Genomic DNA, 26,071 nt, shown 5'->3' on the forward strand with positions numbered 1-26,071 from the left:
GCGAGTAGATGCGCTTGGCCAGACCTGTTGAGGGGGTGGCCGTGGCTCCCCGCCCCCGCTCCCACTATCGTTACCGGCCATGTGGCCAGGACAGCAGCAGCCGCCCGGGGGCGGACAGAACCCCCAGGACGCGCAACAGAACCCGTACCAGCAGCAGCCGGGGCAGCCGAACCCGTACAACCAGCAGCAGCCGGGGTTCGGTGAGCAGCAGCCCGGCTACGGCTACCCGCAGCAGCCCCCGACCGTTCCCGTTCAGGCGTGGGGCCAGCCCCAGCAGCCGACGGCCCCTCAGGGCGGCGGCGGCACCAGCCCGTACTCGACCAAGACCGTGGCCCTCGTCGCGGCCGCCGCGGTCGTCGTGGCGGCAGCCGCCACCGGCACCTTCGTCCTGACCCGGGACGACAAGAAGACCGACGAGGCCGACAACAAGCCGGCCGCGTCCGCCTCCGCGCCCGCCGCCAGTTCGGCCGCGCCGGCCGCCCCGAGCGGGAACCCCCGCGCCGGCGGCGAGGTCAAGCCGGTCATCCCGGGCTGGAAGGTGGTCGTCAACCCGAAGTACGGCACCGCCTTCGACGTCCCGCCGGAATGGAACGTCGCGAGCTCGGGCATGTCCACGGGCTTCGAGGACGAGAAGAAGAACGACGGCTCGGCGTTCGTCATGATGTCCGCACCGGCCTTCCTCAAGGAGGACTGGTGCAAGGTCGACTCCGACAAGAACGGCAGTGAGGAGACGACCTCGCTGGCCGGCACCGGCACCAAGGGCGCCCAGGGCGCCAAGGACACCGCCGAGGCCGCGCTCAACGCGGCCGAGAGCTGGGTCTTCGCCGGGTACGCCCAGAAGGTGAAGAACCCCAGGGAGGTCGTCAAGAGCTCGCAGGCCAAGGAGTACACCACCGCCTCCGGCCTCAAGGGTCACTTCGTGACCTCGACCGCGAGCCCGGTGCCGAAGGAGAACAAGTGCTCCTCCGACGGCAAGAGCATCGCCTTCAGCTTCAAGAACGCCAAGGGCGACTTCGCCACCTGGGTGCTCTACGGCGCCGCGGGTGTCGAGGGCGAGGTCAAGCAGGAGACCTACGAGAAGATCCTCAGCTCGGTCCGTCTCAGCGAGGGCTGATCTTCCGAAACGACCCTCTCCGGGTCGCCTGACCTTCCGATTCCAGCCCCCGGGCCGTTTATCCGTTTGGATTCTCGGCCCGGGGCGGGGATAGTCCGTGGGTGAGCTCTCCCCCCACCACCTCCCCCCGCATACCCGCCTGGGCGGGCCGCAACTACAGCCTGCTGACGGGCGCCGCGGTCGTGACGAACCTCGGCAGCCACGGAGCGCTCATCGCCGCCGCGTTCGCGGTCATGGAGACCGGCGGCTCCGGCGGTGACGTCGGCCTCGTCGCCGCGGCCCGTACGCTGCCGCTCGTCCTCTTCCTCCTCATCGGCGGCGCCCTCGCCGACCGGCTCCCGCGCCACCGTGTGATGGTCGCGGCCAATGCCCTGAACTGCGTCTCGCAGGCCGCCTTCGCGGTGCTCGTCCTCGCCGGGCACCCCCAGCTGTGGCAGATGATGCTGCTCACCGCCCTGTGCGGCACGGGCACGGCGTTCTTCAACCCGGCCGCCGAGGGGATGCTGCTCTCCAGCGTCTCCGGCGAACACTCCAACCGGGCCTTCGCCCTCTTCCGGATGGCCATGAACGGCGCCGGCATCGGCGGCGCCGCCCTCGGCGGAGCCATGATCGCGGTGGTCGGCCCGGGGTGGGTCCTGGCCGTGGACGCGGCGGCCTTCGCGGTGGCGGGCGCCCTGCGCGCCTTCCTCGACGTCAGCCATGTCGCCGAACGGGCCCCCGGCGGTGGCCTGCTGGCCGACCTGCGCGAAGGCTGGGTGGAGTTCAAGACCCGCCCGTGGCTGTGGAGCATCGTGCTCCAGTTCTCCGTCGTAGTCGCCGTCGTGGGCGCCGCCGAGTCGGTCTACGGTCCGCTGGTCGCCCGGGACCGGCTGGGCGGACCCGCCCCGTGGGGCCTGGCCCTCGCGTTCTTCGGCGTCGGCACCATCGCGGGAGCCGTCCTGATGATGGTGTGGAAGCCGCGCCGGCTGCTGCTGGTCGGCACCCTGTGCGTGTTCCCGCTGGCGCTGCCGTCGGCGGGCCTGGCGGTGCCGTTGCCCGCGTGGGCGTTGTGCGCGGTGATGCTGATCGCCGGCGTGGCCATCGAGGTGTTCGGCGTCAACTGGATGACCACGATGCACCAGGAGATCCCGGAGGAGAAGTTCTCCCGGGTCTCCGCCTACGACTGGTTCGGCTCCGTGTCGCTGCTCCCCCTGGCCACCGCCCTGGCCGGCCCGGCCGAGTCCGCCTTCGGCCGCACCCCGGCCCTATGGGGCTGCGCGACCCTGGTAATCCTGGCCACGGCAACAGTCCTGGCGGTCCCCGACGTCCGCCACATGACCCGCAAACCGGCTCCGGACCCCACCGGTCCCAGCCCCGCCGCCCCCACCCCTTCCACCCCCGCCGGCGTGTGAGGCGCGGGGTCCGGGCGCGCCCGGGTGGGGGTCCCCCCGGACGGAGTCTGGGGGAGGAGGAAGGGCGGGGCGGGGAGAAAAGCCCGCGCAGCGGCCACCGGCTCAGCCCAGGCTGAACGCCCCCGCCGGCGGCTCCGGCGAAGCCACCGCCTCCGCGTCCCCCACCGGCAGGGCTCCCCGCATGAACCGCGCCAGCGCGACCCCCGCTTCCACCCGCGCCGGAAACGCGTCAGCCGCGCACACCCGACTCAACGCCCCCACCGGAATCCCCACGTCCGAGCCCACCAGCACCGCGTTCCCGAACCGCCGCCCCCGCAGCACCCCCGGCTCCGCGATCAGCGCAAGCTCCCCGAACACCGCCCCGAAATTGGCCAGCTGAGCCCTCAAGAAGTCGAACGGCGCCCCGTCGGCCAGGTTCGCCGCATAGAGCCCGCCCGGCCGCAGCACCCGCGCGACCTCCCGCGCGTACTCCACGGACGTCAGCTGGGCCGGCACCCGCGACCCCCCGAACACGTCGGCCACCACCACATCCGCACTCCCCGAAGCCGCGCCCTCCAGCCAGACCCGGGCGTCCGCGGCATGCACCGTGACACCCGAACCCGCCGGCAGCGGGAGCTGCTCCGCGACCAGCTCCACCAGCCCGGCGTCGAATTCGACCACCGTCTGCCGGGACCCCGGACGCGTCGCCGCCGCGTACCGCGGCAGCGTCAGCGCGCCACCGCCGAGGTGCAGCAGGTCCAGCGCGACGCCGGGCTCCGCCGCGCAGTCCAGTACGTGCGCGAGCCGGCGTACGTACTCGAACTCCAGGTGCTCCGGATCGTCCAGGTCCACATACGACTGCGGAGCCCCGTCGACGGTCAGCAGCCAGGCCCGCTCCCGGTCCACGTCCGGCATCAGTTTGGCGATGCCCTGGTCCACGTCCCGGATCACCGGAATCTGTTCGTCGCTCACCCCACCATTGTCAGGCCGTTGTCACTCCGGCGTCAGGCGCCCCAGACCTCGGCGGCATCGGCCGCGTGCTCCGCGGCCTGCGCCAGCCCCGCCCGCGCCGCGGGCGCCCGCCGGGCCGGGTCCAGGACATTGCGCCCGAAGGTCTTCTTGGCGACCGCCGACGGCTTGATCAACAGCACCCGCGCCCCGTCGGCCCGCAGCCGGGCCGCCTGCACGGCGGGCGACGGGACGAGCCCCGACCCCAGTGCCATCGGCGCGAGGATCACCACCCGCCGGTACCCGGAGGCCAGGTCCGCGTTGGTCGCCGACCGTATTCCGCCGTCGATGAACCGCCGCTCCCCCACCGTCACCGGCGGCCACACCCCCGGCACCGCGCAGCTCGCCGAGACCGCGTCGACCAGCCCGGCCCCGCTCTCGCGGTCGAAGGCCTCCAACTCACCGCTCAGCGCGTCCACCGCGGTGACGACGAGCCGCCGCTCGGGCCACTGGTGCGAGATCAGCCGCGCCTCCAGCACCTTGCGCCGCTCCGCCTCCGCGGCGGTGTCGGCGGCCAGCGCGAGGGCGCCGACCCGCTGCCGGTAGGCCCGGGCGTCCCGCGACCGCACCATCGCCGCGGCGTACCGCGCGACGAGCCCCGCCCCCAGCTTCGCCACGCTCTCCCCGTCGGGGTCGCCGAGCTGGCGCTCGTACAGCTCCTGCGGAGTGAGCAGCCCGGAGGCGAGCTGGGCGCCGACCACCGATCCCGCGGAGGTGCCGACGACCAGGTCGGCGGTGGACAGGTCCACGCCCGCCCGGGCGAGCCCGTACAGGATCCCGGACTCCCACCCGACGCCGGTGAGTCCCCCGCCGCCGAGCACCAGTGCCGTGTCGCCGCCGCCCATTTCCGCCCGCCCCTCTTCACATGCCTGTGGTGACGGCAGTCTGGCAAAACCAGCCTGCCGTCACCACAGCGGGGTCAGCCGAGTACGGTCGTCACCGTCCCCGCGCCGACCGTCCGCCCGCCCTCGCGGATCGCGAAGCCGAGCCCCGCCTCCAGCGGAACGTCCCGCCCCAGCTCGACGGTCATCGCGACCGTCTCCCCGGGCCGGGCCACCGCGGCCTCACCCAGGTCCACGTCCCCCACCACATCGGCGGTACGGATGTAGAACTGCGGCCGGTACCCGGAGGCGACCGGCGTCGTGCGTCCGCCCTCCCGCGCGGAGAGCACGTACACCTGCGCGGTGAAGCGCCGGCGGGGCACCACGCTCCCGGGCGCGGCCACGACGTCACCGCGGCGGACCTGGTGGCGGTGCACCCCGCGCAGCAGCAGCGCGACGTTGTCGCCGGCCTCGGCGGACTCCATCGGCTTGCCGAAGGTCTCCAGTCCGGTGACGTTCGTCCCCACGGGCTCGCCGTCCGCGCCGAGCAGCACGACGCGGTCACCGAACCGGACGGTGCCGCGCTCGACCGCGCCGGTCACGACCGTGCCGCGTCCGGTGATGGTCAGCACGTTCTCCACCGGCATCAGGAACGGCGAGTCCGTGTAGCGCACGGGCATCGGCACGTACGTGTCCACCGCGTCCAGCAGCGCCTCGATCGCCGCGGTCCAGCGCGGGTCGCCCTCCAGCGCGCCGAGCCCGGAGACCCGTACGACGGGCGCGGTGTCCCCGCCGTAACCGTTGGCGGTGAGCAGCTCGCGGACCTCCAGCTCGACCAGGTCGGTGAGCTCGGGGTCGCCGGCGTCGGCCTTGTTAAGCGCGACCACGATGTGGTTGACCCCCACTTGGCGGGCGAGGAGCACGTGCTCGGCGGTCTGTGGCATGACCCCGTCGAGCGCGGAGACGACGAGGATCGCCCCGTCGAGCTGGGCGGCGCCCGTGACCATGTTCTTGATGTAGTCGGCGTGGCCGGGCATGTCCACGTGGGCGTAGTGCCGGGTGTCGGTCTCGTATTCGACGTGCGTGAGGTTGATCGTGATCCCGCGCCGGGCCTCCTCGGGGGCCCGGTCGATGCGGTCGAAGGGCACGAAAGAGGCGCCGCCGCGCTCGGCGAGGACCTTGGTGATGGCGGCGGTGAGGGTGGTCTTGCCGTGGTCGACGTGACCCATGGTGCCGATGTTGAGGTGCGGCTTGGTCCGCACGAAGGCCGTCTTGGCCATGATGTCTTTTCCCGTAGCTCGAAGCCGGAACGGGACCCCTGAACCCGAGCCGACCCTCCCCCTGCGGGGTCCGCCGGACTGTCCGGGAAGGGTCAGCTTCGTGCGCCGTCGAATGCGGCGAGGGCAGATGCCTCTGCGAGGAAGGCAGCCTTCGGCGCGTCCGCGACTGCGGACGGCGCTGCGGGGAAGGCGTACCTGGACATGCCCCTGATCCTGCCGGAGCGTCCGGGCGGCGTCGAATGAATTACCGCGCGACCGGAGAGGCGGGACCGTCGGTCGTTGGGCCCGCATGAGGCCCGGATTACGGCGCGACGTCATATAAGTCGGTTAGTCTCCCGGGATGTCCCTCCTCCTCGCGCCGTGGACCCGGCTGTCGCTGCTCGTCCTGCTGCTCGTGGCGGCCGGGGTGTGCGTGCTGCTGTACGAGCCCCAGCGCATCCTGTCGGAGGGCTGGCCCCAGGGACTCCCCGCGGGCGCGGCGGTGCTGCTGTTCGCGGCGGCGTACGGGCTCTGCACGGCGGCCTTCGTACCGCGCCCGCTGCTCAACCTGGCCGCCGGAGCCGTCTTCGGGACGCAGTTCGGCCTGGTCGCGGCGGTCGGCGGCACGGTCCTCGGCGCCGGGATCTCGTTCGGCCTCGGCCGGTTCATGGGCCAGGAGGCCCTGCGCCCCTTCCTGCGCGGGCGCTGGCTGCGGGCGGCCGACGGCCAGCTCAGCCGGCACGGCTTCCGCTCGATGCTCGCGGTCCGCGTCTTCCCCGGGGTGCCCTTCGCAGCGGCCAACTACTGCGCGGCCGTTTCCCGTTGCGGCTGGCTCCCCTTCCTCCTCGCCACCGCAATCGGCACGGTCCCGAACACCGCCGCGTACGTGATCGCGGGGGCCAGCGCCTCCTCGCCGGGATCCCCGGCCTTCCTGGCCTCCTTCGGCTTCATCGCCGTCTCCGCAGTGGTCGCGGCGGCCGTCGCCTGGCGCAAGCGGCACCGGCTGGCACCTGCGGTTCCGTGCGAGTCGGCGCCCCAGCACCCCCCTGTGGTCACGGCCGCCACCCACGGGCCCTAGCATCGGACGCGAACTGCCCGACGATCACAAGGACGAGCGCACCCCGACATGAGCTGGTTCGAATCCCTAATTCTCGGTCTCGTCCAGGGGCTTACGGAGTTCCTCCCGATCTCCTCCAGTGGCCATCTGCGGCTGACCGCGGCATTCGCCGGCTGGCATGACCCGGGAGCGGCCTTCACCGCGATCACCCAGATCGGCACCGAGGCCGCCGTGCTGATCTACTTCCGCAAGGACATCGCGCGGATCGTCTCCACGTGGTTCCGCTCGCTCTACACCAAGGCCCTGCGCTCGAACCAGGACGCCAAGATGGGCTGGCTGGTCATCGTCGGCTCGATCCCGATCGGCGTGCTGGGCATCACGCTCAAGGACCAGATCGAGGGTCCGTTCCGCGACCTGCGGCTGATCGCCACCACCCTCATCGTGATGGGCGTCGTCCTCGGCATAGCCGACCGGCTGGCGGCCCGCGACGAGGAAGGCGGGCGGCACCGCGCGGTCCGCGAGCGCAAGACGCTCAAGGAACTGGGCGTCAAGGACGGTCTGATCTTCGGTCTCTGCCAGGCAATGGCCCTGATCCCGGGCGTCTCGCGCTCCGGCGCGACGATCTCCGGCGGCCTGCTGATGGGCTTCACCCGTGAGGCGGCGGCCCGTTACTCCTTCCTCCTCGCCATTCCCGCCGTACTGGCCTCGGGCGTGTTCGAGTTGAAGGACGTGAGCGAGGGCCATGTCTCCTGGGGCCCGACGATCGCCGCGACGATCATCGCCTTCGTTGTCGGCTACGCCGTCATCGCCTGGTTCATGAAATTCATTACCACGAAGAGCTTCATGCCGTTCGTGATCTACCGGATCCTGCTGGGCATCGTCATCTTCGTCCTGGTCGGCACGGGCACCCTCAGCCCGCACGCCGGCGAGTCGGGCCTGTAGCCCCCCTCACATCACCTCTGCGCGTGAACCGGAGGCCGCTCGGGAACGTTCCCGGGTGGCCTGCGCGTCGTTGTGCCTGGAGAGACCTGAAGGCAAGCAGCAGGGGGTGTCCCATGGGTCGAGTGGTGTTGGAGCGTTTTCCGGCCGGGAGTCCGAGGGGAAGCTGGCCCGCCGAGGAGTACGCCGCGGAGCGGATGCGCGAGGGCGTGCCGGCCGAGGTGGTGATGGATCTGGCCACGGACGCGTTCCTCGTCGTGGTCCGGCAGCGGGAGGCGCATTCCGGTCACTGACCGGGCGTACGGAGATCCAGTACGCGCACGCCCCTTGGCCTCGTGCCCCCGCAGCCCCACACTGACCCGATGACGCAGCGTGTGGACCTCGCGACGGTAATGGACAGGCTGGCGATCGACGAGGTGGTCACGGGGTACGCGGTGGCCGTGGACGACGGGGACTGGGCCGCCTACCGGGCCCTGTTCACCGCGGCCGGGCGGGCCGACTACAGCTCGGCGGGCGGGGTCGAGGGCCCGGCCGGGGAGGTCGCGGACTGGCTCGCGGAGACCATGAAGCTGTTCCCCGTACGCCAGCACCTGATCGTCAACCGGCTGATCAGGCTTGAGGACCAGGGCGGTTCCCCCGGCGGCTCGGCCGAGGTCCGGGCCGATTTCCTGAATCCGATGCGGCTGGCCGGCCCGGAGTCCGACGCCGCCGTCACCGCGCCCAACTTCGCCGCCGCCGGGCGCTACACCTTCGCCCTCGCCCGCACCCACGCGGGCTGGCGGCTCACCCGGGTCACCGTGCACGAGAAATGGCGGCACATGTCCGCCTGATCCGGCCGATCCGGCCCGCCGGTCCCACACTGTAAGCGGAGGCGCGTCATGGTCTCGAAGCCGGCCCGTTGGTGGCGTGCGGCGGCCGCGGTTGCCGCCGGGGCGCTGCCCTGCCTGGCCTTCCCCGCCCCGGCGCTGTGGTGGTTCGCCTACGTCGCCCTCGTGCCCTGGATGCTGCTGCTCAGGTCGGCTCCCACGGGGCGGCGCGCCGCCCTGGAGGGCTGGCTCGGCGGGGCCGGGTTCATCGTGGCCGTCCACCACTGGCTGCTGCCCAGCCTGCACGTGTTCCTGATCCCCCTCTCCGCTCTGCTGGGCCTGCTCTGGATCCCCTGGGCCCTGCTGGTACGGGAGTTGCTCGGCGGGACCCCGACGCGGGGCCGGGCAACGGCCGCCCTGGTCCTCGTACCGGCGGGGTGGCTGCTGTCGGAGCTGGCGCGGTCCTGGCAGGGGCTGGGCGGGCCGTGGGGGCTGCTCGGGGCCAGCCAGTGGCAGGTGCCGCCCGCGCTGCGGCTCGCTTCGGTGGGCGGGGTGTGGCTGGTGAGCCTGCTGGTCGTGGCGGTGAACTGCGCGCTGGTGCTGCTGATCGCGGCGCCAGGGGCGCGGGTCCCGGCGGTGGTTGGGGTGACGGGGTGTGCGGTGCTGACGGGGGTGGTGTGGCTGTGGATGCCCCGGCCCGAGGTGTCCGGCGCGCTGCGCGTGGCCGTCGTACAGCCCGGTCCGGTGGCGGAGGGCGCGGACAGTGCCGAGCGGCGGTTCGCCGCCGGGGAGCGGCTCACCCGGGCCCTGGCCGGGCAGGACCTGGACCTGGTGGTGTGGGGTGAGAGCAGTGTCGGCGCGGACCTGGCGGCGCGGCCGGACCTGTCCCGGCGGCTGGCGGCGCTGTCCGCGGAGGTCGGGGCTCCGCTGCTGGTGAATGTGGACGCGCGCCGGCCGGCCACCGCCGAGCGCGGCTCCGGCATCTACAAGAGCTCGGTCCTCGTCGGCCCCCTGGGCCCCACCGGCGACCGGTACGACAAGATGCGCCTGGTCCCCTTCGGCGAGTACGTACCGGCCCGCGCCGCCCTCGGCTGGGCCACCTCGGTCGGCAAGGCGGCCGGCGAGGACCGCATGCGCGGCTACGCGCCGGTGGTCATGGACCTGCCCGGGCGGCCGGACGTAGGCCTGGGCCCGCTGGTCTGTTTCGAGTCCGCCTTCCCCGACATGAGCCGGCGCCTCACGCTCGACGGCGCCGGCCTGCTCGTCGCCCAGTCGTCGACCTCCAGCTTCCAGGACAGCTGGGCCCCGGCCCAGCACGCTTCGCTCGCCGCGCTCCGGGCCGCCGAGAGCGGCCGCCCCATGGTGCACGCCACGCTCACGGGCATCAGCGAGGTGCACGGCCCGTCCGGCGAGCGGATCGGCCGTGCGCTGCCCACCTCGGCGAGCGCGGCGGAGGTGTACGAGGTCCCGCTCGCCCGGGGCTCGACGCTCTACGTCCGCTTCGGGAACTGGCCGATGGGCGCGGTCCTCGCCGTACTCGCGGTGTACTGCGCGGCGGAGGGCGCCCGCTCGATCGGTGTCAGGAGGCCTGCTCCAGAGCCGACAGCACCACCCGCTCGCACAGCTCGTGGGTGAGCAGCGCGTCCCGTGCGCTGAGCGTCCTGCCCGTCTCCACGGCCTCCAGGAAGGCGTCCACGACCTGCTCGATGCCGCGCTGGCGGGCGACCGGTACCCAGTCCCCGCGCCGGCGCACGGTCGGCTGGCCCTTGTGGTCGATGATCTCGGCGAGGTTGACGACCTGCCGCTTGGTGTCCTGTCCGGAGACCTCAAGGATCTCTTCGGTGGAACCGGACAGCCGGTTCATGATGCCGAGTGCGGTGAAACCGGCGCCGGACATCTGGAGCACCACCTGGTGCATGAGCCCCTCGCGCACCACGGCCCGGACGTCGATGTGGTCGGCCTCGCCGGGCAGCAGGAAGCGCAGGGTGTCGACGACGTGGATGAAATCGTCCAGGACGAGGGTCCGCGGGTCCTCGGGCAGCCCGACCCGGTTCTTCTGCATGATGATCAACTCGCGCGGGTGGTCGGCGCACTGCGCGTACCCGGGCGCGTGGCGGCGGTTGAAGCCGACGGCGAGGGAGACCCCGCGCTCCTCGGCCAGTTCCACCAGGCGCCGCGAGTCCGCGAAGTCGTAGGCGAGCGGCTTGTCCACGTAGGTCGGCACGCCGGCTTCCAGCAGCCGCGTCACGATCTCGGGGTGGACGTCCGTGGGGGCGTGCACGAAGGCCGCGTCGAGGCCCTCGGCGAGCAGATCGTCCAGAGCCGTGTGCCGGCGCCCGGCCGGGACGCGGTGCAGCTCGCCGATCCGCTCCAGCGTGGCGGGAGTGCGGGTCTGCATGTGCAGCTCGATCCCCGGACGGGTGGTGAGGACGGGCAGGTACGCCTTCTGGGCGATGTCGCCGAGTCCGATGACGCCAACCTTCACCGGGAGCCTCCAGGTGTGTTCCTTATGGGACTTCAGGAGCTTAATCCCTGGTGGAGGGGGCCCGGGTCGCCGAGGATGGGCATCATGACCACCAGTTCTGGATCACACCGCCTTGAGCCCTCCACCACCGCGAACGAGCGGGACATGCTGGACGGCTGGCTCGACTACCACCGCTCCACGCTCGCCTGGAAGTGCGAGGGGCTCGCGGACGAACAGCTGCGCCGTGCCGTCCTCGCACCCTCCGAGCTGAGCCTGCTGGGCCTCGTACGGCACATGGCGGAGGTGGAGCGGTACTGGTTCCGGGAGATCATGCTGGGCGAGGACCTGCCCGAGCTGTTCTGTACGCAGGAAGACCCGGACGGTGACTTCCACTTCACCGACAAGGACACCTGGGCCGCGGGCGAGCAGATATGGCAGACCGAGGTCGAGCTGGCGCGGCAGGCCGCGGCGGGCCGCTCCCTCGACCTGGAGTCCTCGGCCGACAGCCACCACCGCGGCGAGGTGTTCAGCCTGCGCTGGGTCTACACCCACATGATCGAGGAGTACGCGCGCCACAACGGCCACGCGGACCTGCTGCGCGAGCACCTCGACGGCGCCACGGGCGAGTAGCCCCGGTCGGGCGGGGCCACCGGCGATCAGCGGGTGCCCCCGTCACCCGTGCGGGGTCAATATCGGCTCCGGGTTTTCGCAACGGGGCCCCCGCACAGCAGAGTTGCGCGGGTGCATCCAACCCGAACCACGACAACGCTGCTGCTCGGAGTCGCCTGTGCCGTCTCGGCTGTCTCCGGCTGTGTGAATGTGACCCCCGCCCCGATGCAGCCGGCGGCGGCCCCCTCCGCGGGGGTGCCGCCGCAGCCCGGGCCGGGCGGCGGGCCGGGCGCCCCGCCTGTCGTCGTCCAGGCACCCGCCCTGGAGGCCCTGCAGGCGGGCCCGGGGCAGCAGGCCCGCCCGGCGGCGTCCACCGCCGCCCAGACCCCGGCGCCCCGCACCGCGGCCGAACCCGGCGCCGGGGCCGAGGCGGCCGTACCGCCGGTCCCGGACATCCCGGAGCCGCGCAAGCCCGCCGGGCGCACCGCCGGACACCCTGGGGGCCCTGGAGGCCCTGGAGGCCCTGGAGGCCCCCGAGGCCCCGGGAGCCGGCCGCACCCCGGACGGCCCGACGCGGAGCCGCGCGAGCTGGTGCGGGAGCTGCCGGTCCACCCGGCCGACGTCTGCGCCCTGGGCCGCCGGCACGGGCGCTGGCACCCTGACAGCCCGGAGGCCCGTATCTGCGCGGGGGTCCAGGGCGGCTGATCACCGCGACGCCCACGCCGGGCCACCGCCCGCGTGAGACCCGTGCCCCGGGGTGCTACGGATGCTGCTCGGGGAACGGCCGGGGCCCTTCGCCCGGTTCCGCCGCGAGGCGCCGCTCCAGCCGGGCGATGGCGGCCCGCACCCCGTTCCCGTATCCGTCGTCGGCCAGCGCGCCCGTGGCCGCCCTGGCCCGGGCCAGGTGCACCCGGGCCGCCTCGGGCCGGCGCAGCTTCACGTAGTCGGCGGCCAGGTTGAGGTGCAGCGACGGGTAGAACACGCGGACGGCCTGATGCGGCTGGGGCCGCACGGGCAGCCCCTCCGCCAGTCCGTCGGCGGCGGTCAGGGCCCGCAGGTCCCAGGCCAGTTCGTCGGCGGGGTCGTCCTGCGCGTCGGCCATGTAGTGGGCGAGCGTGCACCGGTGGAGGCAGTCGCCGTCCTCACCGATCTCGGACCAGATCCCGGCGAGCCGGTTGCGGGCCTCCTCGCGGTCCCCCGCGTGCAGCAGGATGACCGCCTGGCCGATCCGGGTCATGACGGCGTCCTCCGACGCCTCCTGCTGCTCCGTCACCGCGGCCTCCGGCTTGCTCTGCCAGACCTGCTCCGGTCTGATCATCAAAACGCTAGCCGGAGGCACCGGCAATGCCGCCGAGGCGCGGTGGGGCGTCAGCCCAGGTCCGGGATCCGCCAGTCGATCGGCTCATGGCCCTGGGCGGCGACGGCCTCGTTGATCTGCGTGAAGGGCCGGGAGCCGAAGAACTTCTTCGCCGACAGGGGCGAGGGGTGGGCGCCCTTGACGACCGCGTGCCGCTCCGCGTCGATCAGCGGGAGCTTCTTCTGCGCGTAGGCCCCCCAGAGCACGAAGACGGCCGGGTCGGGGCGCTGGGCCACCGCGCGGATCACCGCGTCGGTGAACTTCTCCCAGCCCTGACCCTTGTGCGAGTTGGGCTCGGCCTCGCGGACGGTGAGGACCGCGTTGAGCAGCAGGACGCCCTGCTCGGCCCACGGCATCAGGTATCCGTTGTCGGGGATGGGCGTGCCCAGCTCCGCCTGCATCTCCTTGTAGATGTTGCGCAGCGAGGGCGGGGTCTTGATCCCGGGCCGCACGGAGAAGCACAGGCCGTGGCCCTGGCCGGCTCCGTGGTACGGGTCCTGGCCCAGGACCAGCACCTTCACCTTGTCGAACGGCGTGGCCTCCAGGGCCGCGAAGACCTGCTCGCGGGGCGGGTAGACCGGCCCGTTCGCCCGCTCCTTCTCGACGAACTCGATGAGCTCTTGGAAGTAGGGCTGGTCCAGCTCCCCGCCGATAGCGGGGAGCCAGGACTCGGGCAGCATCTGGGTCACGTCTACAACCTCCGGTACAGGTTCGTGCAACTGCGTGGTGCAACTGCTCAGAACCTACCCGGGACCACTGACAACGCCTCACCCGCCCGCGTCCGCGGGACTGCTACCAGCTGGTCTTGCGGTACAGCTCCCACATCTGCATGGCGGTCTGCGGGTCCAGGGCCCGCTCGCCGCCGGCGATGTCCTCGCGCGCGGCGACGTACAGCTTGCCCTGCCACAGCGGCAGCAGCCGGACGTCCTCGGCGAAGATCTGCTGGGCCCGCTCGAACTCGCGGACACCCGCCGACCGGTCGCTCTCGCGGCGGGACTTGGGCAGCAGCTCGGTCAGGATCTCGGTGGGCTCGTACGGGGTGCCGACCGCGTTCTCCTTGCCGACGAACGGCGCGATGAAGTTGTCCGGGTCCGGGAAGTCGGGGAACCAGCCGCGGCCGAAGACCGGGTACTGGCCGCTCTTGTAGCCCTCCTGGAAGGCCTTCCAGGGCTGGCTGCGCAGGTTGATCTTGAAGAGCAGGCTCTCCTCGAGCTGACGCTTGAGCTCGGTGAACTCGTCAGCGGTCGAGGAGCCGTAGCGGTCGCTGGTGTACCAGAAGGTCAGCTCCACCGGCTGGGTGATCCCGGCGTCCTTGAGGATCTTCTTGGCCTTCGCGACGTCCGCGTGGCCGTACTTGTCGTAGAAGGGTGTCTTGTGTCCGACGACCCCCTTGGGAACCATCGAGTACAGCGGTTCGGCGGTGCCCTGGTAGACCTTGGAGACGAGCGCCCCGCGGTCGACGAGCTGGGCGATGGCCTGGCGGACCGGGAGCTTGTTGACCGCCGGGTCGTTGGGGTTGAAGACCAGGTACCGGATCTCGGCGCCGACGTTCTCGACGACCTGGACGCCCTGGTTGTGCGAGGCGGGGCTCTGCAGGTCCTTGATCTCCGTGGCGGAGAGGCCGCGGTAGGTGGCGTCGATCTCCTTGGCCTTGAGGGCCGCGACCATCTTCGTGGACTCCGCGAAGTAGCGGATGGTCACGGCGTCGTTACGGCGGTTCGCGAAGCCGGAGTAGGTCTGGTTCTTGCCCAGGACCGCCTCGCTGCCCTCCTTGTACGACTCGAGCACGTACGGGCCGGAGCCGGTGACCTTGTCGTCCTCCCGCACCTTGTCGGCCGGGTAGGCCTTGGGCGCGACCAGGGAGGCGGCCGGCGAGCCGAGGACGAACGGGAAGGTCGCGTCCGGGGTCTTCAGGTGGAAGACGACCGTCAGCGCGTCCGGGGTCTCGATCTTGTCCAGGCTGCCGAAGAGGTCCTTGGGGCCGACCTTGGAGCCGATGGTCCGGATCCGGTCGAGGGAGTACTTGACGGCCTTGGCGTCGAGCGGCTCGCCGTCGGAGAACTTCAGGCCCTTGCGCAGGACGCAGCGGTACGACTCGTTCGCGGAGTCGGTGAACTCGCAGCTCTGCGCCGCGTCCGGCTGGGGCTTCGTGGAGCCCGTGGGGAACGCCAGGAGGGTCTGGTAGACGTTCCGGTACAGCTCCCAGGAGCCGTCCCAGGCGGCCGCGGGATCGAGGGTGCTCGGGGCGCTCGTCGTGCCGACGACGATCTTTTGGGCGGCGTCACCGCTGTCGTCCGAAAGCAGGCCGCATCCGGCGAGCAGGGATATGGACGCAAGGGCCGCAGTGATCTGCAGGCATCTGGTCCGGATGAACACGTGCACGCTCCTCGATCAGCCAGGGGTGCGGCAGACCCTACCGCAGTGCATCACAAATCCAATGGGCAGGTTTCGTGAGGCACTTGACCGATTACGTGCGCATTAGGTACGCATTTGCCTCCCCTTTGGAGGCAAATGCGTCCGATTACCGGTCAGTGGACTCCGGCATTGAGGAACATTCCCCCGTCAATGATCAGAGTTTGTCCCGTGATCCATTCCGCTTGTGCAGATGTCAGAAATGCCGCGGCCCCTCCGATGTCCTCCGGGAGCCCCAGCCGGCCGAGCGGGTAGGCCGCGGCGGCCTCCTGCTCCCGGCCGTCGTAGAGCGCCTGGGCGAACTTCGTCTTGACCACCGCGGGGGCGATCGCGTTGACCCGGACCGCGGGCGCCATCTCGTGGGCGAGCTGGAGGGTGAGGTTGACCATGGCGGCTTTGCTCATCCCGTACGCACCGATGAAGGGCGAGGCGGAGACGCCGGCGATGGAGGCGATGTTCACGATCGCGCCGCCGTTGTCCTTCTGCCAGGCGTGCCAGGTGCGCTGGGCGAAGCCGAGCGCCGAGATCACGTTGGTCTCGAAGACCTTCCGCGCGACACCGAGGTCCAGGTCCGCGATCGGGCCGAAGACCGGATTGGTGCCGGCGTTGTTGATCAGGAAGTCGACCCGCCCGAACGCCTCCATCGTGCGCTCGACGGCGACGGCCTGGTGGGCCTCGTCGTGCGCCTTGCCGGCGACGCCGATCACCCGGTCCGCACCGAGCGCCTCGACGGCCGCCTTGAGGGCGTCCTCGTTGCGCCCGGTGATGCAGACCCGGTCGCCGCGGGCGACCAGCGCCTCGGCGATGCCGTAGCCGATGCCCCGGCTCGCGCCGGTGATCAGCGCGACCTTGCCGCTGTCCGTTCCTTCGTACGTCATGATCGTGCGCCCTGCCTCTCGCTAGTTGAGCGGGCCGCCGGCCACGTACATGACCTGGCCGGAGACGAAGCCGGCGGCCTCGCCCGTGAAGAAGGCGATGGCGTTGGCGATGTCGTCCGGGGTGCCGACGCGCTGAACGGGGATCTGGGTGGCGGCGGCCGCCTTGAAGTCCTCGAAGCCCATGCCGACGCGGGCGGCGGTCTGGGCGGTCATCTCGGTGGCGATGAAGCCGGGGGCGACGGCGTTGGCGGTGACGCCGAACTTGCCGAGCTCGATGGCCAGGGTCTTGGTGAAGCCCTGCAGGCCGGCCTTGGCGGCGGAGTAGTTGACCTGGCCGCGGTTGCCCAGCGCCGAGCTGCTGGAGAGGTTGACAATGCGGCCGAACTTGGCCTCCACCATGTACTTCTGACAGGCCTTCGACATCAGAAACGCGCCGCGCAGGTGCACGTTCATGACGGTGTCCCAGTCCGTCTCGCTCATCTTGAAGAGCAGGTTGTCGCGCAGCACACCCGCGTTGTTGACCAGGATGGTAGGGGCGCCGAGTTCGCGTGCGACGCGCTCGACGGCCGCTTCGACCTGCGCGCCGTCGGAGACGTCGCAGCCGACCGCCAGGGCCTTGCCGCCCTCCGCCGTGATCGCCTCCACGGTGTCCTTGCAGGCCGCCTCGTCGAGATCGAGTACGGCGACGGCGCGGCCCTCGGCGGCCAGGCGTACGGCGGTGGCCGCGCCGATGCCCCGGGCCGCCCCGGTCACGATCGCGACGCGCTGCTCGGTGGTGGACATGCTGGATCTCCTCGCCCTTGGAATCCTCGACAGCGGCGTCTCATAGGTGAGCAACCGCTTAGTAGCTTCAGTGAGGAGACGCTAGGAGCCCTGGCACCCGGTGTCAACGGCACCGCGTCCCAGGGCTCCTCAAGGTCGCTCCGCGCCCGGCGCGGCGAGCACGGCCGGCGCAGTCGGCACAGCCGGCCGGTACCGGTCATCCCGGTCCGGTCAGCCCAGCCCCTGCCCAGCCCAGTCAGCCGAGTCAGCCCAGTCAGCGCACCAGCAGATCCAGAAGCCGTTCCACCTCTGCCTCGGGGTCCGCCGTCAACCCGGTGTGCACCGGACCCGGCTGCACCACGGTGCTGCGCGGCGCGATCAGCCAGCGGAACCGGCGGCCCGCGTCGTCCCCCGCCGCCTGGCCCGCCCGCTCGCCGCCCGCGCACAGCCCCTCGACCGCACGCAGGGCGGCCCGCACCCCGGCCACGTCGGCACGGGGGTCCAGGGCGAGGAGCTTGGCCTCGTCGAGGTGGGTGCGCGCGGCGACGTAAGAATGCGCCCGGCAGTAGACGATCACGCCGGCGTTGAAACACTCGCCCCGCTCCACCCGGGGCACCACACGCACCAGCGCGTACTCGAACACGTCCCGCTTGGTCACTCGCTGCCGCTCTTCTTCTTCGTTTCGTGGGGCCACTCGGTCAGGTGCTCGGTCAGCCAGCCGGGCGGCTTGGGCGGGGCCTTCACCTCAGCCTCCATCGAGATCCTCTCGTGGATCGTGGCGGCGCGCGGAAGCAGGGCCTCCACATAGGCGCGCCGCAGCGCGTCGGTGGACTCGAAGCCGGGCTCGTCGACCAGCCACTCGTCGGGGACGTCGGCCGCGACCTCGGCCAGCAGGTCCCTTGTCACCAGGGGCGCGAGCTCCGCGGCGGCGGCCGCGATGTCCGGGCCGACCGGGGCCAGGACGTGGTCGGAGGCGTTGTAGGGCTTTGCGGCCGCGGTCTCGGCGGTGGGCCAGTTGTGGTGCCAGATCATGGTGGCGCCGTGGTCGATGAGCCAGACGTCCCCGTGCCAGACCAGCATGTTGGGGTTGCGCCAGGACCTGTCGACATTGTTGATCAGGGCGTCGAACCAGACCACGCGCCCCGCCTCGACGGGGTCCACCTGGTACGCGAGCGGGTCGAAGCCGATCGAGCCGGGCAGGTAGTCCATCCCGAGGTTCAGCCCGCCGCTGGCCTTGAGCAGCTCCTGGACCTCCTGGTCGGGCTCGGCGAGCCCGATGACGGGGTCGAGCTGCATCTGCACCAGTCGCGGGACCCGCAGGCCCAGCCGCTGGGCCAGGCGGCCGCAGATGACCTCGGCGACGAGGGTCTTGCGCCCCTGGCCGGCTCCGGTGAATTTCATGACGTAGGTACCGAGGTCGTCGGCCTCGACGATCCCCGGGAGCGAGCCGCCCTCACGCAGGGGCGTGACATAGCGGGTCGCGATCACTTCTGTGAGCATTTTCCCAGGCTATACGGCGGCTGATCTTCAAATCCAAGGCATATCCCGAACGACTGCTCACCCGGCGGAGACCGGCGATCAGCCCTGGAGAGAATCTGGGGAGTTCTGGCCAGACGCCTCGCTCCCCCGCTCGCCCAGCAGACCGTCGATGGCTCGGCGCCCCTTGCCGCCGGCCTCCGGCATGAAGTGGGCGTAGTGGTCGAGCGTGATCGTCGGGGACGAGTGTCCCAGCCACCTCGCCAGGGTCACCACCGACTCGCCGGCCTCCAGGACGACCGACGCGTACGTGTGCCTGTTCGGCACCAGCGAGTCCGGGTGTGAGTAGTTGAGGTACAGAAAGTGCCGCCGAGAACGATCATGTTCCGGTAGCACACCGGCCTGAGGTTCGGACATCGACCTCGGCCCGCTGTTCCAGGTGACCGACCGGCTGTGGCACCGCGGCTCCGAGGCGCTGTCCCACATCGTCCTCGGCCCCGCCCTGCGCGCGGAGACGGACCGCCACCGGGTGCACCCCGTGCTGCTGGAGGCGTGCTTCCTCGCGCTGACCGTCACCTACCCCGAGAAGCTGGGCCGGCGGACGTACGTGCCGCTCGGCGCGGACCGTATCCGGATCGATCGTCCTCACCGGATACGTCGAGGCGATGTCATCCGGCACAGTGAGATCTTCACTCCGCTCCGGGTCCTCGATCTGCGGGTCGGACACACCGCCACGGTCCTTGAGGAGATGGGGATCTTCCTGGACGACAGCGAACCCTCCTTCGAACGCTGGCTTGCCGAGCGGCTGGACGGCCTCGCCCCCGGCATCGCAGCGGAGGCCGAACGCTGGACCCGGGTTCTGCGTGACGGCGGCCCCCGCAGCCTGCCCCGGCAGCAGAGCACGGTCTGGCTCTACCTCAACGAAGCCCGCCCAGCACTGCTGGGCTGGTCGGACCGCTACGACCACCTGCGGGAGGTGACCCGCGAGGATGTCCTCACCCACCTCAAGACCCTGCATGGCCACACCGCAGAGGCCAACTCGGCGCTCTGCGTTGGCCCCGGCGTCCTATCTCTGACCCACGGTGCAAAGTAGCTGCTACACCTCGAACGTCAGCTGTCCGGAGGCTTCGCGTGCGACGTGACGGGCTTCGGCTCGGAGAGTGGGCCCACTGCTGCGGGCCCCGCAGTAGTGGGCCAGGGCGCATGCATGAGGTGGCCGTCGCCGGTCAGTCGTCGGGGTCTGAGGAACATCCGTGTCAGATCGTGCGCTAAGGGTTCGCCGGGATGGTTGGTGCTTTGACCTGGGCTGATTGAGCGTGGGAGCCTTCGTGGGTCGTTGTTGTCGTGGCCTCTGGTCTGTTACAAGTAATTTAGTGTGTGGCTCCGCATGGGGTCCGATGCCGCCGTTCGCGGAGGAAGAGCTTACGGAGTCCTCCGCTTCGTAGCGGTGCTCCGCCGGGGGCGGCCACCCACCGCTGGCGGCACCACGGACTGCACTGCGGCTGGGGAGGGGAACGGCCGTGCCGTCGGCTGCCGCGGCACAGCTGATCAGCCGCTGTTGTCCGGGGGGTAGACGCTGAGGTCGCCGTAGGCCGACAGAGCGCCGGCCAGGTCACCGGGTTTGTGCCGCAGGGTGGCGTCCAGGAAGGCGAGGGTGGTCGCGGCGACGACGTGCGGGCTCTCGCTGCGGCCCAGGGAGCCGACTATCGAGGGCACGGGCGGCAGGTACAGGGGGCCGTCCATGAAGGTGAGGTGTGCGGCGCCGGGGACAGTGAGCCGGTAGCTCGTCGCAGTGCTGAGCTTGAGGGCCTCGGTGAGGCGGGGTATGTAACGCGGGTCGGTTCCGGGGGTGATGGCCTGGGTGAGCGCGAGCGTCGGCTGCTGGAGGGAGGGGAAGGCGGGGCCGTGGGGGTAGCCGTCCAGATCGATGACGGCGTCGAACCGGCGGTCTTGCCGGGCTGCCTGCAGAGCGGCGGCACCGCCTATGGAGTGCCCGGTGACCGCGACCCGACTGGTGTCCAGGCGTCCGGTGAGCGGGTCCGTCATCTCACCTCGGTCCAGATGGTCCAGATGGTCCAGCTGGCTGAGGACGAAGCCGAGGTCGGCGGCCCGGACGGCCGTCCAGTCAACCGCCAACTTGCCGTCCTCGTCCCGGTCTCCGGTGGAGGCGATCTCGGCGTGAATCGTTCGGCCGTCGGCGAGGATGACGGCGGCGGAGTCGTACGGGTGGTCGAGGGCGGCGACCACATAGCCGTGGCTGGCCAGTTCCTCCGCCCACGCGGTGTTCTGGGTACGCACTCCGCCCGACCCGGGAGAGAACAGCACGACCGGGAACCGTTCGCCCCCACCGGCCACCGGAGCGTTGAAGACCGAATGGGTGCGGGCACGCGGGACGCCGTCGACCAGGAAGCCAGGCAAGCCGACCTCGCGGGCGAGGGCATCGGAGACGGTGCGCGCCTCGTGCTCCGTGCGTCCGAGGTACTGGGCCCGCTGCGCGCCTGCGGGGCCCTTCCGCGCGGGATACCAGAGCTGGACCACGACCGTGCGCCGGTCGTGCGGATCAGCGGTGAAGCTCTCGGGGCGGAGCGGGTCGGTCCACTGCACCACGCGGGTCCCGACCGCGAAACGGCCCGACGGCTCGGGGAACACGGGTACGGGAAAGGCCCAGGCGGCCACCGGACCCGTGGCGATCAGGCCGACGCAGGCCACCGACCCCGGCAACGCCAGCCACCATCGGGCCCGCCACGCCGGCCGACCGGTACGGCGTCGCAGCAGGGGCGAGAGGGCGAACGGCAACGCGACGGCAGCGCCTGCCAGTACCGGCACCGTCTGCCAGCGGATCCCTGTCACGCTCAGCACGATCGCGGACGGCACGAAAACCGCCCCCGCCGCGATCGTGACGCGTGGGCGGGCGGCGGGGGGAAGCCAGCGCGCCACCACCAGCGCGACGGCACCCAGCAAGGCAAGGACTTCCAGGGGGGACATGTACAGCCCCGTGATGATCTCGGTCACCCGGCCATACTCGGCGCCGGGTATGCGCTGCCACATCGATCCCGGGTCGCCCTCGTGTGTAACCCCGGTCGCAATCCGAGGCAGGTCCCTGTGCAACCGGGATAGCAATCGAGCACGCCAGATCAGCGGCCGCCCTGCGACCCGGGAGGTACGGGGACTCCTCCTGCGGTCGTAGCTCGGCACGGTGCCATCAGACGGTGGACTCATGTGCTTCGCGGGCCCGCGGCCTACCGTGACAGGACCGCGGTACGTGCCGGGCAGCGCGAGGCGTACGTTCCCCGTACTCGACTCGGCTCCGGCTGTACGCGGTGGCGGCCCCGGCCAGGGCCGCCATGACGCTGAATCGACAGGGGCCTGTGATGACTGAGGCGGCCGCGGAACCCGGCCATGCCCACCCGGTGAGCCACCGGGACCGGGTGCGGCGGACGAAGACAGCCGTACGGCTGACGAGGTACGCCGACCTGGCCTCCGTGCGAGCGGCACGACTGGTGAGAACCGGCCGGCGCTGGGGCCTGCGGCTGCCGCCCATGGTGTGGGACTCGCTGTTACCGGCGCTGCTCCTGCTCAACATCATGACCACGCGCGCGCCGCAAGAGCTCCCGGTGGCCGTGGCCCTCACCGCTGCCCTTGCGCTGCCCCTGGTGTGGCGACGCCGGGCCCCACTCACGGTGTTCGGCGCCGTGGCAGTCGCGGCCTTCATCCAGTGGCTGATGGACGTCCAACTGCCGGCGGACATCGCCTTGCTGGTGGCTCTCTACACGGCGGCCGCGAACTCGGGCCGGCGCGGCACGCTTGTCGCCGGTGCCATCGTGGAGGGCGGGGCCCTGCTGGCCTGCCTGCGCTGGGCGACGGAAGGCGCATTCCTGACCCCCTTCGTCGCGGTGAGCGCGATGGTCGTCGCCGCCGCCGTCCTGGGTGTGAATGTGCGGACCACGCGCGCCTACCTCGCTGCCCTGGAGGAACGGGCCGCACGCCTGGAGCAACAACAGGACCAGCAGGCGCGACTGGCCGTCGCCGAGGAGAGGACACGTATCACCCGGGAGATGCACGACATCGTCACCCACAACCTGTCCGTCATGGTCGCGCTCACCGACGCCGCCGTCTACGCGCAGCACCGGTCGCCCGACAAGGCCACCACCGCGATGCTCCAGATCTCCGAGACAGGCCGGCAGGCCCTGACCGACATGCGGCGCTCGTTGGGCATCCTGCGGACCGACGAACCGGACGCGGAGCGCCACCCGTTGCCCGGCATCGCACAACTGGAGGCCCTCGCCGGCCAGATGTGCGCCGCCGGGCTGCCGACCCGCGTCGAGGTCCAGGGCGGCCACACCCGCATACCCGCCACCGCACAACTGACCGTCTACCGCCTGGTACAGGAAGCCTTGACCAACGCCCTCAAGCACACACCCACCGGCACACACGCGAAGGTCCGGATACGGTGCTCAACCGAGACCGTCACAGTGGACGTCACCGACAGCGGCCCCTGGCCGCCACTTCCCGGCGCCACACCCTCCGGCCACGGCATCCCCGGCATGCGCGAGCGCTCGGCCGCCTACGGGGGCACGTTGCGGGCCGGACCGCTTCCGGGCGGCGGCTGGGGAGTCCATACCCGCCTCTTCCTCAGCAGCAGCGGAGCGGTGTCCGCATGACGATCCGCATCCTGATCGCCGACGACGAAGCGCTGCTCCGTATGGCCTTCAGCACGGTCCTGGAGGCCCAGCCCGACATGGCACCGGTCGGCGAAGCCGCGGACGGCATCCAGGCCATACGCCTCGCCCGCGAGCTGCGCCCCGATGTCGTCCTCATGGACGTCCGTATGCCCGGGACCGACGGGATCGAGGCGACCCGGCAGGTCATCCGAATCTCCCCGCAGAGCAGAGTGCTGATCCTCACCACCTTCGACCTGGATGAATACGCCTTCGCCGGACTCAACGCCGGGGCCTCGGGCTTCCTGCTGAAAAACACCAGGCCCGAGGAATTGCTCACTGGGATACGCAGCGTGGCCGCGGGCGACGCGGTGGTCTCCCCGCGGATCACCCGCCGCCTGCTGGAGAACCTCCGCCCGCACATCCCCGACGGCAGCGGCGCCGACGGCAGCGGCACCGACCGCGACGAGCGGCTGAGCCGGCTCAGCGCCCGTGAGCGCGAGGTGCTCATCCAGGTGGGCTGCGGGCTGTCCAACACCGAGATCGCGGCCACCCTGTGCCTCGCGGAGGCGACCGTGAAGTCCCATCTGGGGCGAATCCTGCAAAAGCTCGAACTCCGCGACCGGATACAGGCCGTGATCTTCGCCTACGAAAACCGTCTCATCCACCCGGCATGACGCCGCCGCCCGGGGCCAACGGCGATGTCCTCAGCTTCGGGCGTCACCAGCGCTACACGATTGTCCGACGTAGCTATGACGAGAAGTGTGGTGCCGCAGTAAATGCCGGATCTACTGCGGCAGGACCAGAGCGCCGACGGATGGACGGTGGTCACCGGTCGCGGCTGAATTCGGCGCCTTCGATCAGCGCCGCGCGCGAGCGGCGGACAGATCACGCCCGGCAGCTGTCTGCGCTTCGTCCGCCAGGAAGTCCAGAGGTCCCCGGGTGTGAGTAGTTAAGGTACAGAAAGTGCCGCTGAGATTGATCTTGCTGGAGTTGGTCTACCTCGTCGGCGCTTCGAGCTGACGGGGCACGGCGCCAGCGCGCAGCTCGCGCAGGTCCGGGATGTGGTTGTAGAGGGTGCCCGGCGAGACGCCCAGCAGCTTGGCGATCGAGGTGATCGAGCGGCCGGGGTCGGGCAGTAGATCGCGTGCGCCGCGGATGACTTCCTCGGTGGCGACGCTCGGGCGCCCGCCGACCCGGCCGCGGGCGGCGGGCAGGCCCTCGTTGGTGCCGATAACGATGAGTTCGCGGATGAACTCGGCGAGGGCGGCGAAGACGTGGAAGACGAGCCGACCGCCGGGGGTGGTGGTGTCCAGGTTCTCGTGCAGCGAGGTGAAGCCGATCCCGCGCTCGCGCAGTTCGGCGACCATGTTGATGAGGTCCTGGAGGCTGCGTCCGTAGCGGTCCAGGCGACACCCTCGTCGTCCCGAGCCTGGACCGCTACGGCCGCCCGACAACTCAGGTCATTGTGTTAGGCGCTGTAAGAGCGTGTCCCACGTGGCCGTGATCTACGTGTGACGTTGCGGTTGTCCCGTCTCACTGGTGCTGTGACCGGCAAGGTTCGCCGGGTTGCTCGTCGTGCTGGTTGGAAATGACTTCTGCAGCCAGTGTGGGGAGGCAGGATGGCGCAACCGGTCCGGGGTCCAGGTTCGCTGGCCGACCGAGCAGGAGGGGCCGAGCCCGCCGCCTGCCCGGCGGATCTCCTGGGCGCCGGCGTTGAGGAGGTCGACGTCCGTGTTCCTGGCCGCCAGGACCGTCAGGTTCCCCAGCAGGTCCAGTTCGTCGGGCCACTGGCCGCGCAGCTTGTCCCAGGCCATCAGCATCTCGGAGCGCGCCTCGTCGGCGGTCTCGACCGCGTGGACGCGCTCGGCGGCCGACGAGCATCTCCAGGACCTTGTGATGGTCGCCGGTGCGCCAGATGTCCAGGGCCGCGCGCTCGGACTCGTCGCGCTGGCGGCGGTTCTCCGTGAGGGTGAGCCCGCCGACGAGGGGGTGGATCTCGCGGAAGGCTCCGCCGACGCCGACGGCCTGGAGCTGGAGCGGGTCGCCGATCGCGAGGACCTGCATGCCGGTGCGGGCCGCCTCGGTCAGCAGCTTCGCCATCGACCGGTCATCGGTCATCACGGCCTCGTCGACGACCAAGACGTCGATGCCGGTCAGGCCTTCGCCGGACTCGATCCGCTGCAGCCAGGACGCGACGGTGCGCGAGGGGTTCGCGGAGGCGTCCTGCCAGCCCTGCACGCCGACCGCCGACAGGCACGTGCTCCCACGCGATCGGGCAGGCGTCCGTGAGCGTGCTCTTGCCCGCGCCGACCACGCCGATGACGGCGTCGATGCCGTTCCCGGCCGTGAGGAGTCGGGTGACGACCTCGCGCTGCTGCTCGGACAGGGAGAAAGCCGGAGGCGACTGCGAAGACGTCCATGGCGGCGTCGGCCTGGTCGGTCGTCAGGCGCACGGTGTTGTCGCCGAACCGCGTTCGGGCCTGGGTGACGGCGACGTCAGGGTGTCGCGGGTGGTGTAGCGGTCGGTGCTGCTCATCACGGTGGAGCCGATGTGCGGCAGCGCGACGGCGTAGCCCTCGACGCGCAGGACGTGGTCGACCAGGTGCTCCAGCTCGCGGACGTCGGGCCCAGTCCCGTAGGGCAGGGCGTTGGCCGCGGCGGCCAGGAGAGCGGCTCGCGTGAAGTCCTTTTTCGTCGCCGTGACGCCGTTTTCGGGCTCGAAGACGATGGCGGCGATGTCGCTGGGCGGGGGGATGCGCGCCGAGGTCGCCGAGCAGCTGGAAGATGCCGCCGCTGCGGCCGTCGGGGCGGTGCAAGGCGTGAGCAGACGAGTGGGGGGCTGGAGGAATGCCTGCGACCGCTTCGGTACGGGCTCCGGCGAGGCTCCGTACACCGTGGCCAAAACCGGCTACTCCATCGACCACGTCCGCAGCACCGCTCAGGACGAGGAACTCTCAGGCATCGCCTTCAGAAGCACGTCAGCCCGCATGAGACCCATTGAATGAAAATTGGGATCCCATCTGAGTAAAGGACGATTCTAGCCAACCTGCCAAAAATGGCTTCACAGGAGGCAAAAAC

The 26,071-nt window shown here is 71.1% G+C and carries 28 protein-coding genes and 2 pseudogenes; 12 read left to right on the top strand and 18 right to left on the bottom strand.

Annotated elements, in window-relative coordinates:
• Positions 1 to 79: 79 nt before the first annotated feature.
• Together J7I97_RS12225 and J7I97_RS12230 are read left to right on the top strand one after the other, a co-directional pair.
• Positions 80 to 1,114, top strand: coding sequence for a hypothetical protein (locus J7I97_RS12225; RefSeq protein WP_214933776.1), 1,035 nt, complete (start codon positions 80 to 82; stop codon positions 1,112 to 1,114).
• A 101-nt stretch (positions 1,115 to 1,215) separates the two neighbouring features.
• Positions 1,216 to 2,505: an MFS transporter gene (locus tag J7I97_RS12230; protein ID WP_214933778.1), complete on the top strand. Its 1,290-nt coding sequence runs from the start codon at positions 1,216 to 1,218 to the stop codon at positions 2,503 to 2,505.
• Positions 2,506 to 2,607: 102 nt separating this feature from the next.
• Here the strand turns inward: J7I97_RS12230 and J7I97_RS12235 are convergent, their stop codons facing one another.
• From J7I97_RS12235 to tuf, 3 genes are all read right to left on the bottom strand, one after another.
• Positions 2,608 to 3,399 carry a spermidine synthase gene (locus J7I97_RS12235; protein ID WP_214933920.1) on the bottom strand — a complete coding sequence of 264 codons (792 nt, stop codon included), beginning with the start codon at positions 3,397 to 3,399 and terminating at the stop codon, positions 2,608 to 2,610.
• An 89-nt stretch (positions 3,400 to 3,488) separates the two neighbouring features.
• Entirely contained in the window at positions 3,489 to 4,337 is an 849-nt protein-coding gene (locus tag J7I97_RS12240; RefSeq protein ID WP_214933780.1) for a patatin-like phospholipase family protein, read from the bottom strand.
• Between the two features lie 74 nt (positions 4,338 to 4,411).
• Complete coding sequence (tuf, locus tag J7I97_RS12245) at positions 4,412 to 5,593, bottom strand: elongation factor Tu (protein ID WP_214933782.1); 1,182 nt, start codon at positions 5,591 to 5,593, stop codon at positions 4,412 to 4,414.
• 340 nt (positions 5,594 to 5,933) lie between these two features.
• On the opposite strand from tuf, the gene J7I97_RS12250 reads away from it, so the two are divergent.
• From J7I97_RS12250 to lnt, 5 genes are all read left to right on the top strand, one after another.
• Positions 5,934 to 6,650, top strand: a complete 717-nt coding sequence (locus tag J7I97_RS12250) for a TVP38/TMEM64 family protein (RefSeq protein WP_214933784.1) — start codon at positions 5,934 to 5,936, stop codon at positions 6,648 to 6,650.
• A 48-nt stretch (positions 6,651 to 6,698) separates the two neighbouring features.
• A complete protein-coding gene (locus J7I97_RS12255) occupies positions 6,699 to 7,571 on the top strand; it encodes an undecaprenyl-diphosphate phosphatase (RefSeq protein WP_214933786.1) in 873 nt (290 codons plus the stop codon).
• Positions 7,572 to 7,693: 122 nt separating this feature from the next.
• Positions 7,694 to 7,861 carry a hypothetical protein gene (locus J7I97_RS12260; RefSeq protein WP_214933938.1) on the top strand — a complete coding sequence of 56 codons (168 nt, stop codon included), beginning with the start codon at positions 7,694 to 7,696 and terminating at the stop codon, positions 7,859 to 7,861.
• A gap of 69 nt (positions 7,862 to 7,930) precedes the next feature.
• Positions 7,931 to 8,398 (top strand): nuclear transport factor 2 family protein, encoded by a 468-nt coding sequence (locus J7I97_RS12265; protein ID WP_214933789.1) that lies wholly within the window; start codon positions 7,931 to 7,933, stop codon positions 8,396 to 8,398.
• A gap of 48 nt (positions 8,399 to 8,446) precedes the next feature.
• Positions 8,447 to 10,009, top strand: coding sequence for an apolipoprotein N-acyltransferase (lnt, locus tag J7I97_RS12270; protein WP_214933791.1), 1,563 nt, complete (start codon positions 8,447 to 8,449; stop codon positions 10,007 to 10,009).
• Here lnt and J7I97_RS12275 read toward each other — a convergent pair.
• Positions 9,954 to 10,859, bottom strand: coding sequence for a Gfo/Idh/MocA family protein (locus J7I97_RS12275; protein WP_214933793.1), 906 nt, complete (start codon positions 10,857 to 10,859; stop codon positions 9,954 to 9,956). The genes lnt and J7I97_RS12275 overlap by 56 nt on opposite strands.
• Positions 10,860 to 10,943: 84 nt before the next feature.
• On the opposite strand from J7I97_RS12275, the gene J7I97_RS12280 reads away from it, so the two are divergent.
• Together J7I97_RS12280 and J7I97_RS12285 are read left to right on the top strand one after the other, a co-directional pair.
• Positions 10,944 to 11,468 carry a DinB family protein gene (locus J7I97_RS12280; protein ID WP_214933795.1) on the top strand — a complete coding sequence of 175 codons (525 nt, stop codon included), beginning with the start codon at positions 10,944 to 10,946 and terminating at the stop codon, positions 11,466 to 11,468.
• A 111-nt stretch (positions 11,469 to 11,579) separates the two neighbouring features.
• Complete coding sequence (locus J7I97_RS12285; protein WP_308369252.1) at positions 11,580 to 12,152, top strand: hypothetical protein; 573 nt, start codon at positions 11,580 to 11,582, stop codon at positions 12,150 to 12,152.
• A 55-nt stretch (positions 12,153 to 12,207) separates the two neighbouring features.
• Here J7I97_RS12285 and J7I97_RS12290 read toward each other — a convergent pair whose 3' ends face one another.
• The 8 genes from J7I97_RS12290 to J7I97_RS12325 form a co-directional block, all read right to left on the bottom strand.
• Positions 12,208 to 12,720: a hypothetical protein gene (locus J7I97_RS12290; RefSeq protein ID WP_214933922.1), complete on the bottom strand. Its 513-nt coding sequence runs from the start codon at positions 12,718 to 12,720 to the stop codon at positions 12,208 to 12,210.
• Positions 12,721 to 12,815: 95 nt separating this feature from the next.
• Positions 12,816 to 13,484: a uracil-DNA glycosylase gene (locus J7I97_RS12295; protein WP_214933924.1), complete on the bottom strand. Its 669-nt coding sequence runs from the start codon at positions 13,482 to 13,484 to the stop codon at positions 12,816 to 12,818.
• 112 nt (positions 13,485 to 13,596) lie between these two features.
• Positions 13,597 to 15,180 (bottom strand): ABC transporter substrate-binding protein, encoded by a 1,584-nt coding sequence (locus tag J7I97_RS12300; protein WP_214933800.1) that lies wholly within the window; start codon positions 15,178 to 15,180, stop codon positions 13,597 to 13,599.
• A 152-nt stretch (positions 15,181 to 15,332) separates the two neighbouring features.
• Positions 15,333 to 16,094, bottom strand: a complete 762-nt coding sequence (locus tag J7I97_RS12305; protein WP_214933802.1) for an SDR family oxidoreductase — start codon at positions 16,092 to 16,094, stop codon at positions 15,333 to 15,335.
• A 21-nt stretch (positions 16,095 to 16,115) separates the two neighbouring features.
• On the bottom strand, positions 16,116 to 16,877 hold the full coding sequence (gene fabG / locus J7I97_RS12310) for a 3-oxoacyl-ACP reductase FabG (protein ID WP_214933804.1): 762 nt from the start codon (positions 16,875 to 16,877) through the stop codon (positions 16,116 to 16,118).
• 253 nt (positions 16,878 to 17,130) lie between these two features.
• The gene (locus tag J7I97_RS12315) at positions 17,131 to 17,514 is read right to left on the bottom strand and encodes a DUF3037 domain-containing protein (RefSeq protein WP_214933807.1); all 384 of its coding nucleotides are present in this window, start codon (positions 17,512 to 17,514) and stop codon (positions 17,131 to 17,133) included.
• Positions 17,511 to 18,356: a HipA family kinase gene (locus J7I97_RS12320; protein WP_214933810.1), complete on the bottom strand. Its 846-nt coding sequence runs from the start codon at positions 18,354 to 18,356 to the stop codon at positions 17,511 to 17,513. The genes J7I97_RS12315 and J7I97_RS12320 overlap by 4 nt, the downstream gene beginning before the upstream one ends.
• A gap of 78 nt (positions 18,357 to 18,434) precedes the next feature.
• Positions 18,435 to 18,659 (bottom strand): integrase, encoded by a 225-nt coding sequence (locus tag J7I97_RS12325; protein WP_214933812.1) that lies wholly within the window; start codon positions 18,657 to 18,659, stop codon positions 18,435 to 18,437.
• A gap of 112 nt (positions 18,660 to 18,771) precedes the next feature.
• Here J7I97_RS12325 and J7I97_RS12330 point away from each other — a divergent pair, with 112 nt between their 5' ends.
• Complete coding sequence (locus J7I97_RS12330; protein WP_214933814.1) at positions 18,772 to 19,425, top strand: polyketide synthase dehydratase domain-containing protein; 654 nt, start codon at positions 18,772 to 18,774, stop codon at positions 19,423 to 19,425.
• Between the two features lie 455 nt (positions 19,426 to 19,880).
• Here the strand turns inward: J7I97_RS12330 and J7I97_RS12335 are convergent, their stop codons facing one another.
• On the bottom strand, positions 19,881 to 21,380 hold the full coding sequence (locus J7I97_RS12335) for a hypothetical protein (protein WP_214933816.1): 1,500 nt from the start codon (positions 21,378 to 21,380) through the stop codon (positions 19,881 to 19,883).
• Between the two features lie 491 nt (positions 21,381 to 21,871).
• Here J7I97_RS12335 and J7I97_RS12340 point away from each other — a divergent pair, with 491 nt between their 5' ends.
• Together J7I97_RS12340 and J7I97_RS12345 are read left to right on the top strand one after the other, a co-directional pair.
• The gene (locus J7I97_RS12340; protein WP_214933926.1) at positions 21,872 to 22,993 is read left to right on the top strand and encodes a histidine kinase; all 1,122 of its coding nucleotides are present in this window, start codon (positions 21,872 to 21,874) and stop codon (positions 22,991 to 22,993) included.
• Entirely contained in the window at positions 22,990 to 23,667 is a 678-nt protein-coding gene (locus tag J7I97_RS12345; protein WP_214933818.1) for a response regulator transcription factor, read from the top strand. Before J7I97_RS12340 ends, J7I97_RS12345 begins: the two co-directional genes overlap by 4 nt.
• Positions 23,668 to 23,988: 321 nt before the next feature.
• On the opposite strand, the pseudogene J7I97_RS12350 reads toward J7I97_RS12345, so the two are convergent.
• The 5 genes and pseudogenes from J7I97_RS12350 to J7I97_RS12365 form a co-directional block, all read right to left on the bottom strand.
• Positions 23,989 to 24,399 (bottom strand): annotated as a pseudogene (locus J7I97_RS12350) (recombinase family protein); the annotation flags it as partial.
• A 99-nt stretch (positions 24,400 to 24,498) separates the two neighbouring features.
• Entirely contained in the window at positions 24,499 to 24,813 is a 315-nt protein-coding gene (locus J7I97_RS12355) for a hypothetical protein (RefSeq protein WP_214933940.1), read from the bottom strand.
• Positions 24,814 to 24,928: 115 nt separating this feature from the next.
• Positions 24,929 to 25,177: pseudogene (locus tag J7I97_RS40265) on the bottom strand (AAA family ATPase); the annotation flags it as partial.
• Positions 25,101 to 25,379 carry an AAA family ATPase gene (locus tag J7I97_RS40270; RefSeq protein WP_214933928.1) on the bottom strand — a complete coding sequence of 93 codons (279 nt, stop codon included), beginning with the start codon at positions 25,377 to 25,379 and terminating at the stop codon, positions 25,101 to 25,103. The pseudogene J7I97_RS40265 and the gene J7I97_RS40270, both read right to left, overlap by 77 nt.
• A gap of 57 nt (positions 25,380 to 25,436) precedes the next feature.
• On the bottom strand, positions 25,437 to 25,895 hold the full coding sequence (locus J7I97_RS12365; RefSeq protein ID WP_214933820.1) for a hypothetical protein: 459 nt from the start codon (positions 25,893 to 25,895) through the stop codon (positions 25,437 to 25,439).
• Between the last annotated feature and the right edge of the window lie 176 nt (positions 25,896 to 26,071).

The organism is Streptomyces sp. ISL-87 (genome assembly GCF_018614095.1).
Taxonomy (GTDB): domain Bacteria; phylum Actinomycetota; class Actinomycetes; order Streptomycetales; family Streptomycetaceae; genus Streptomyces.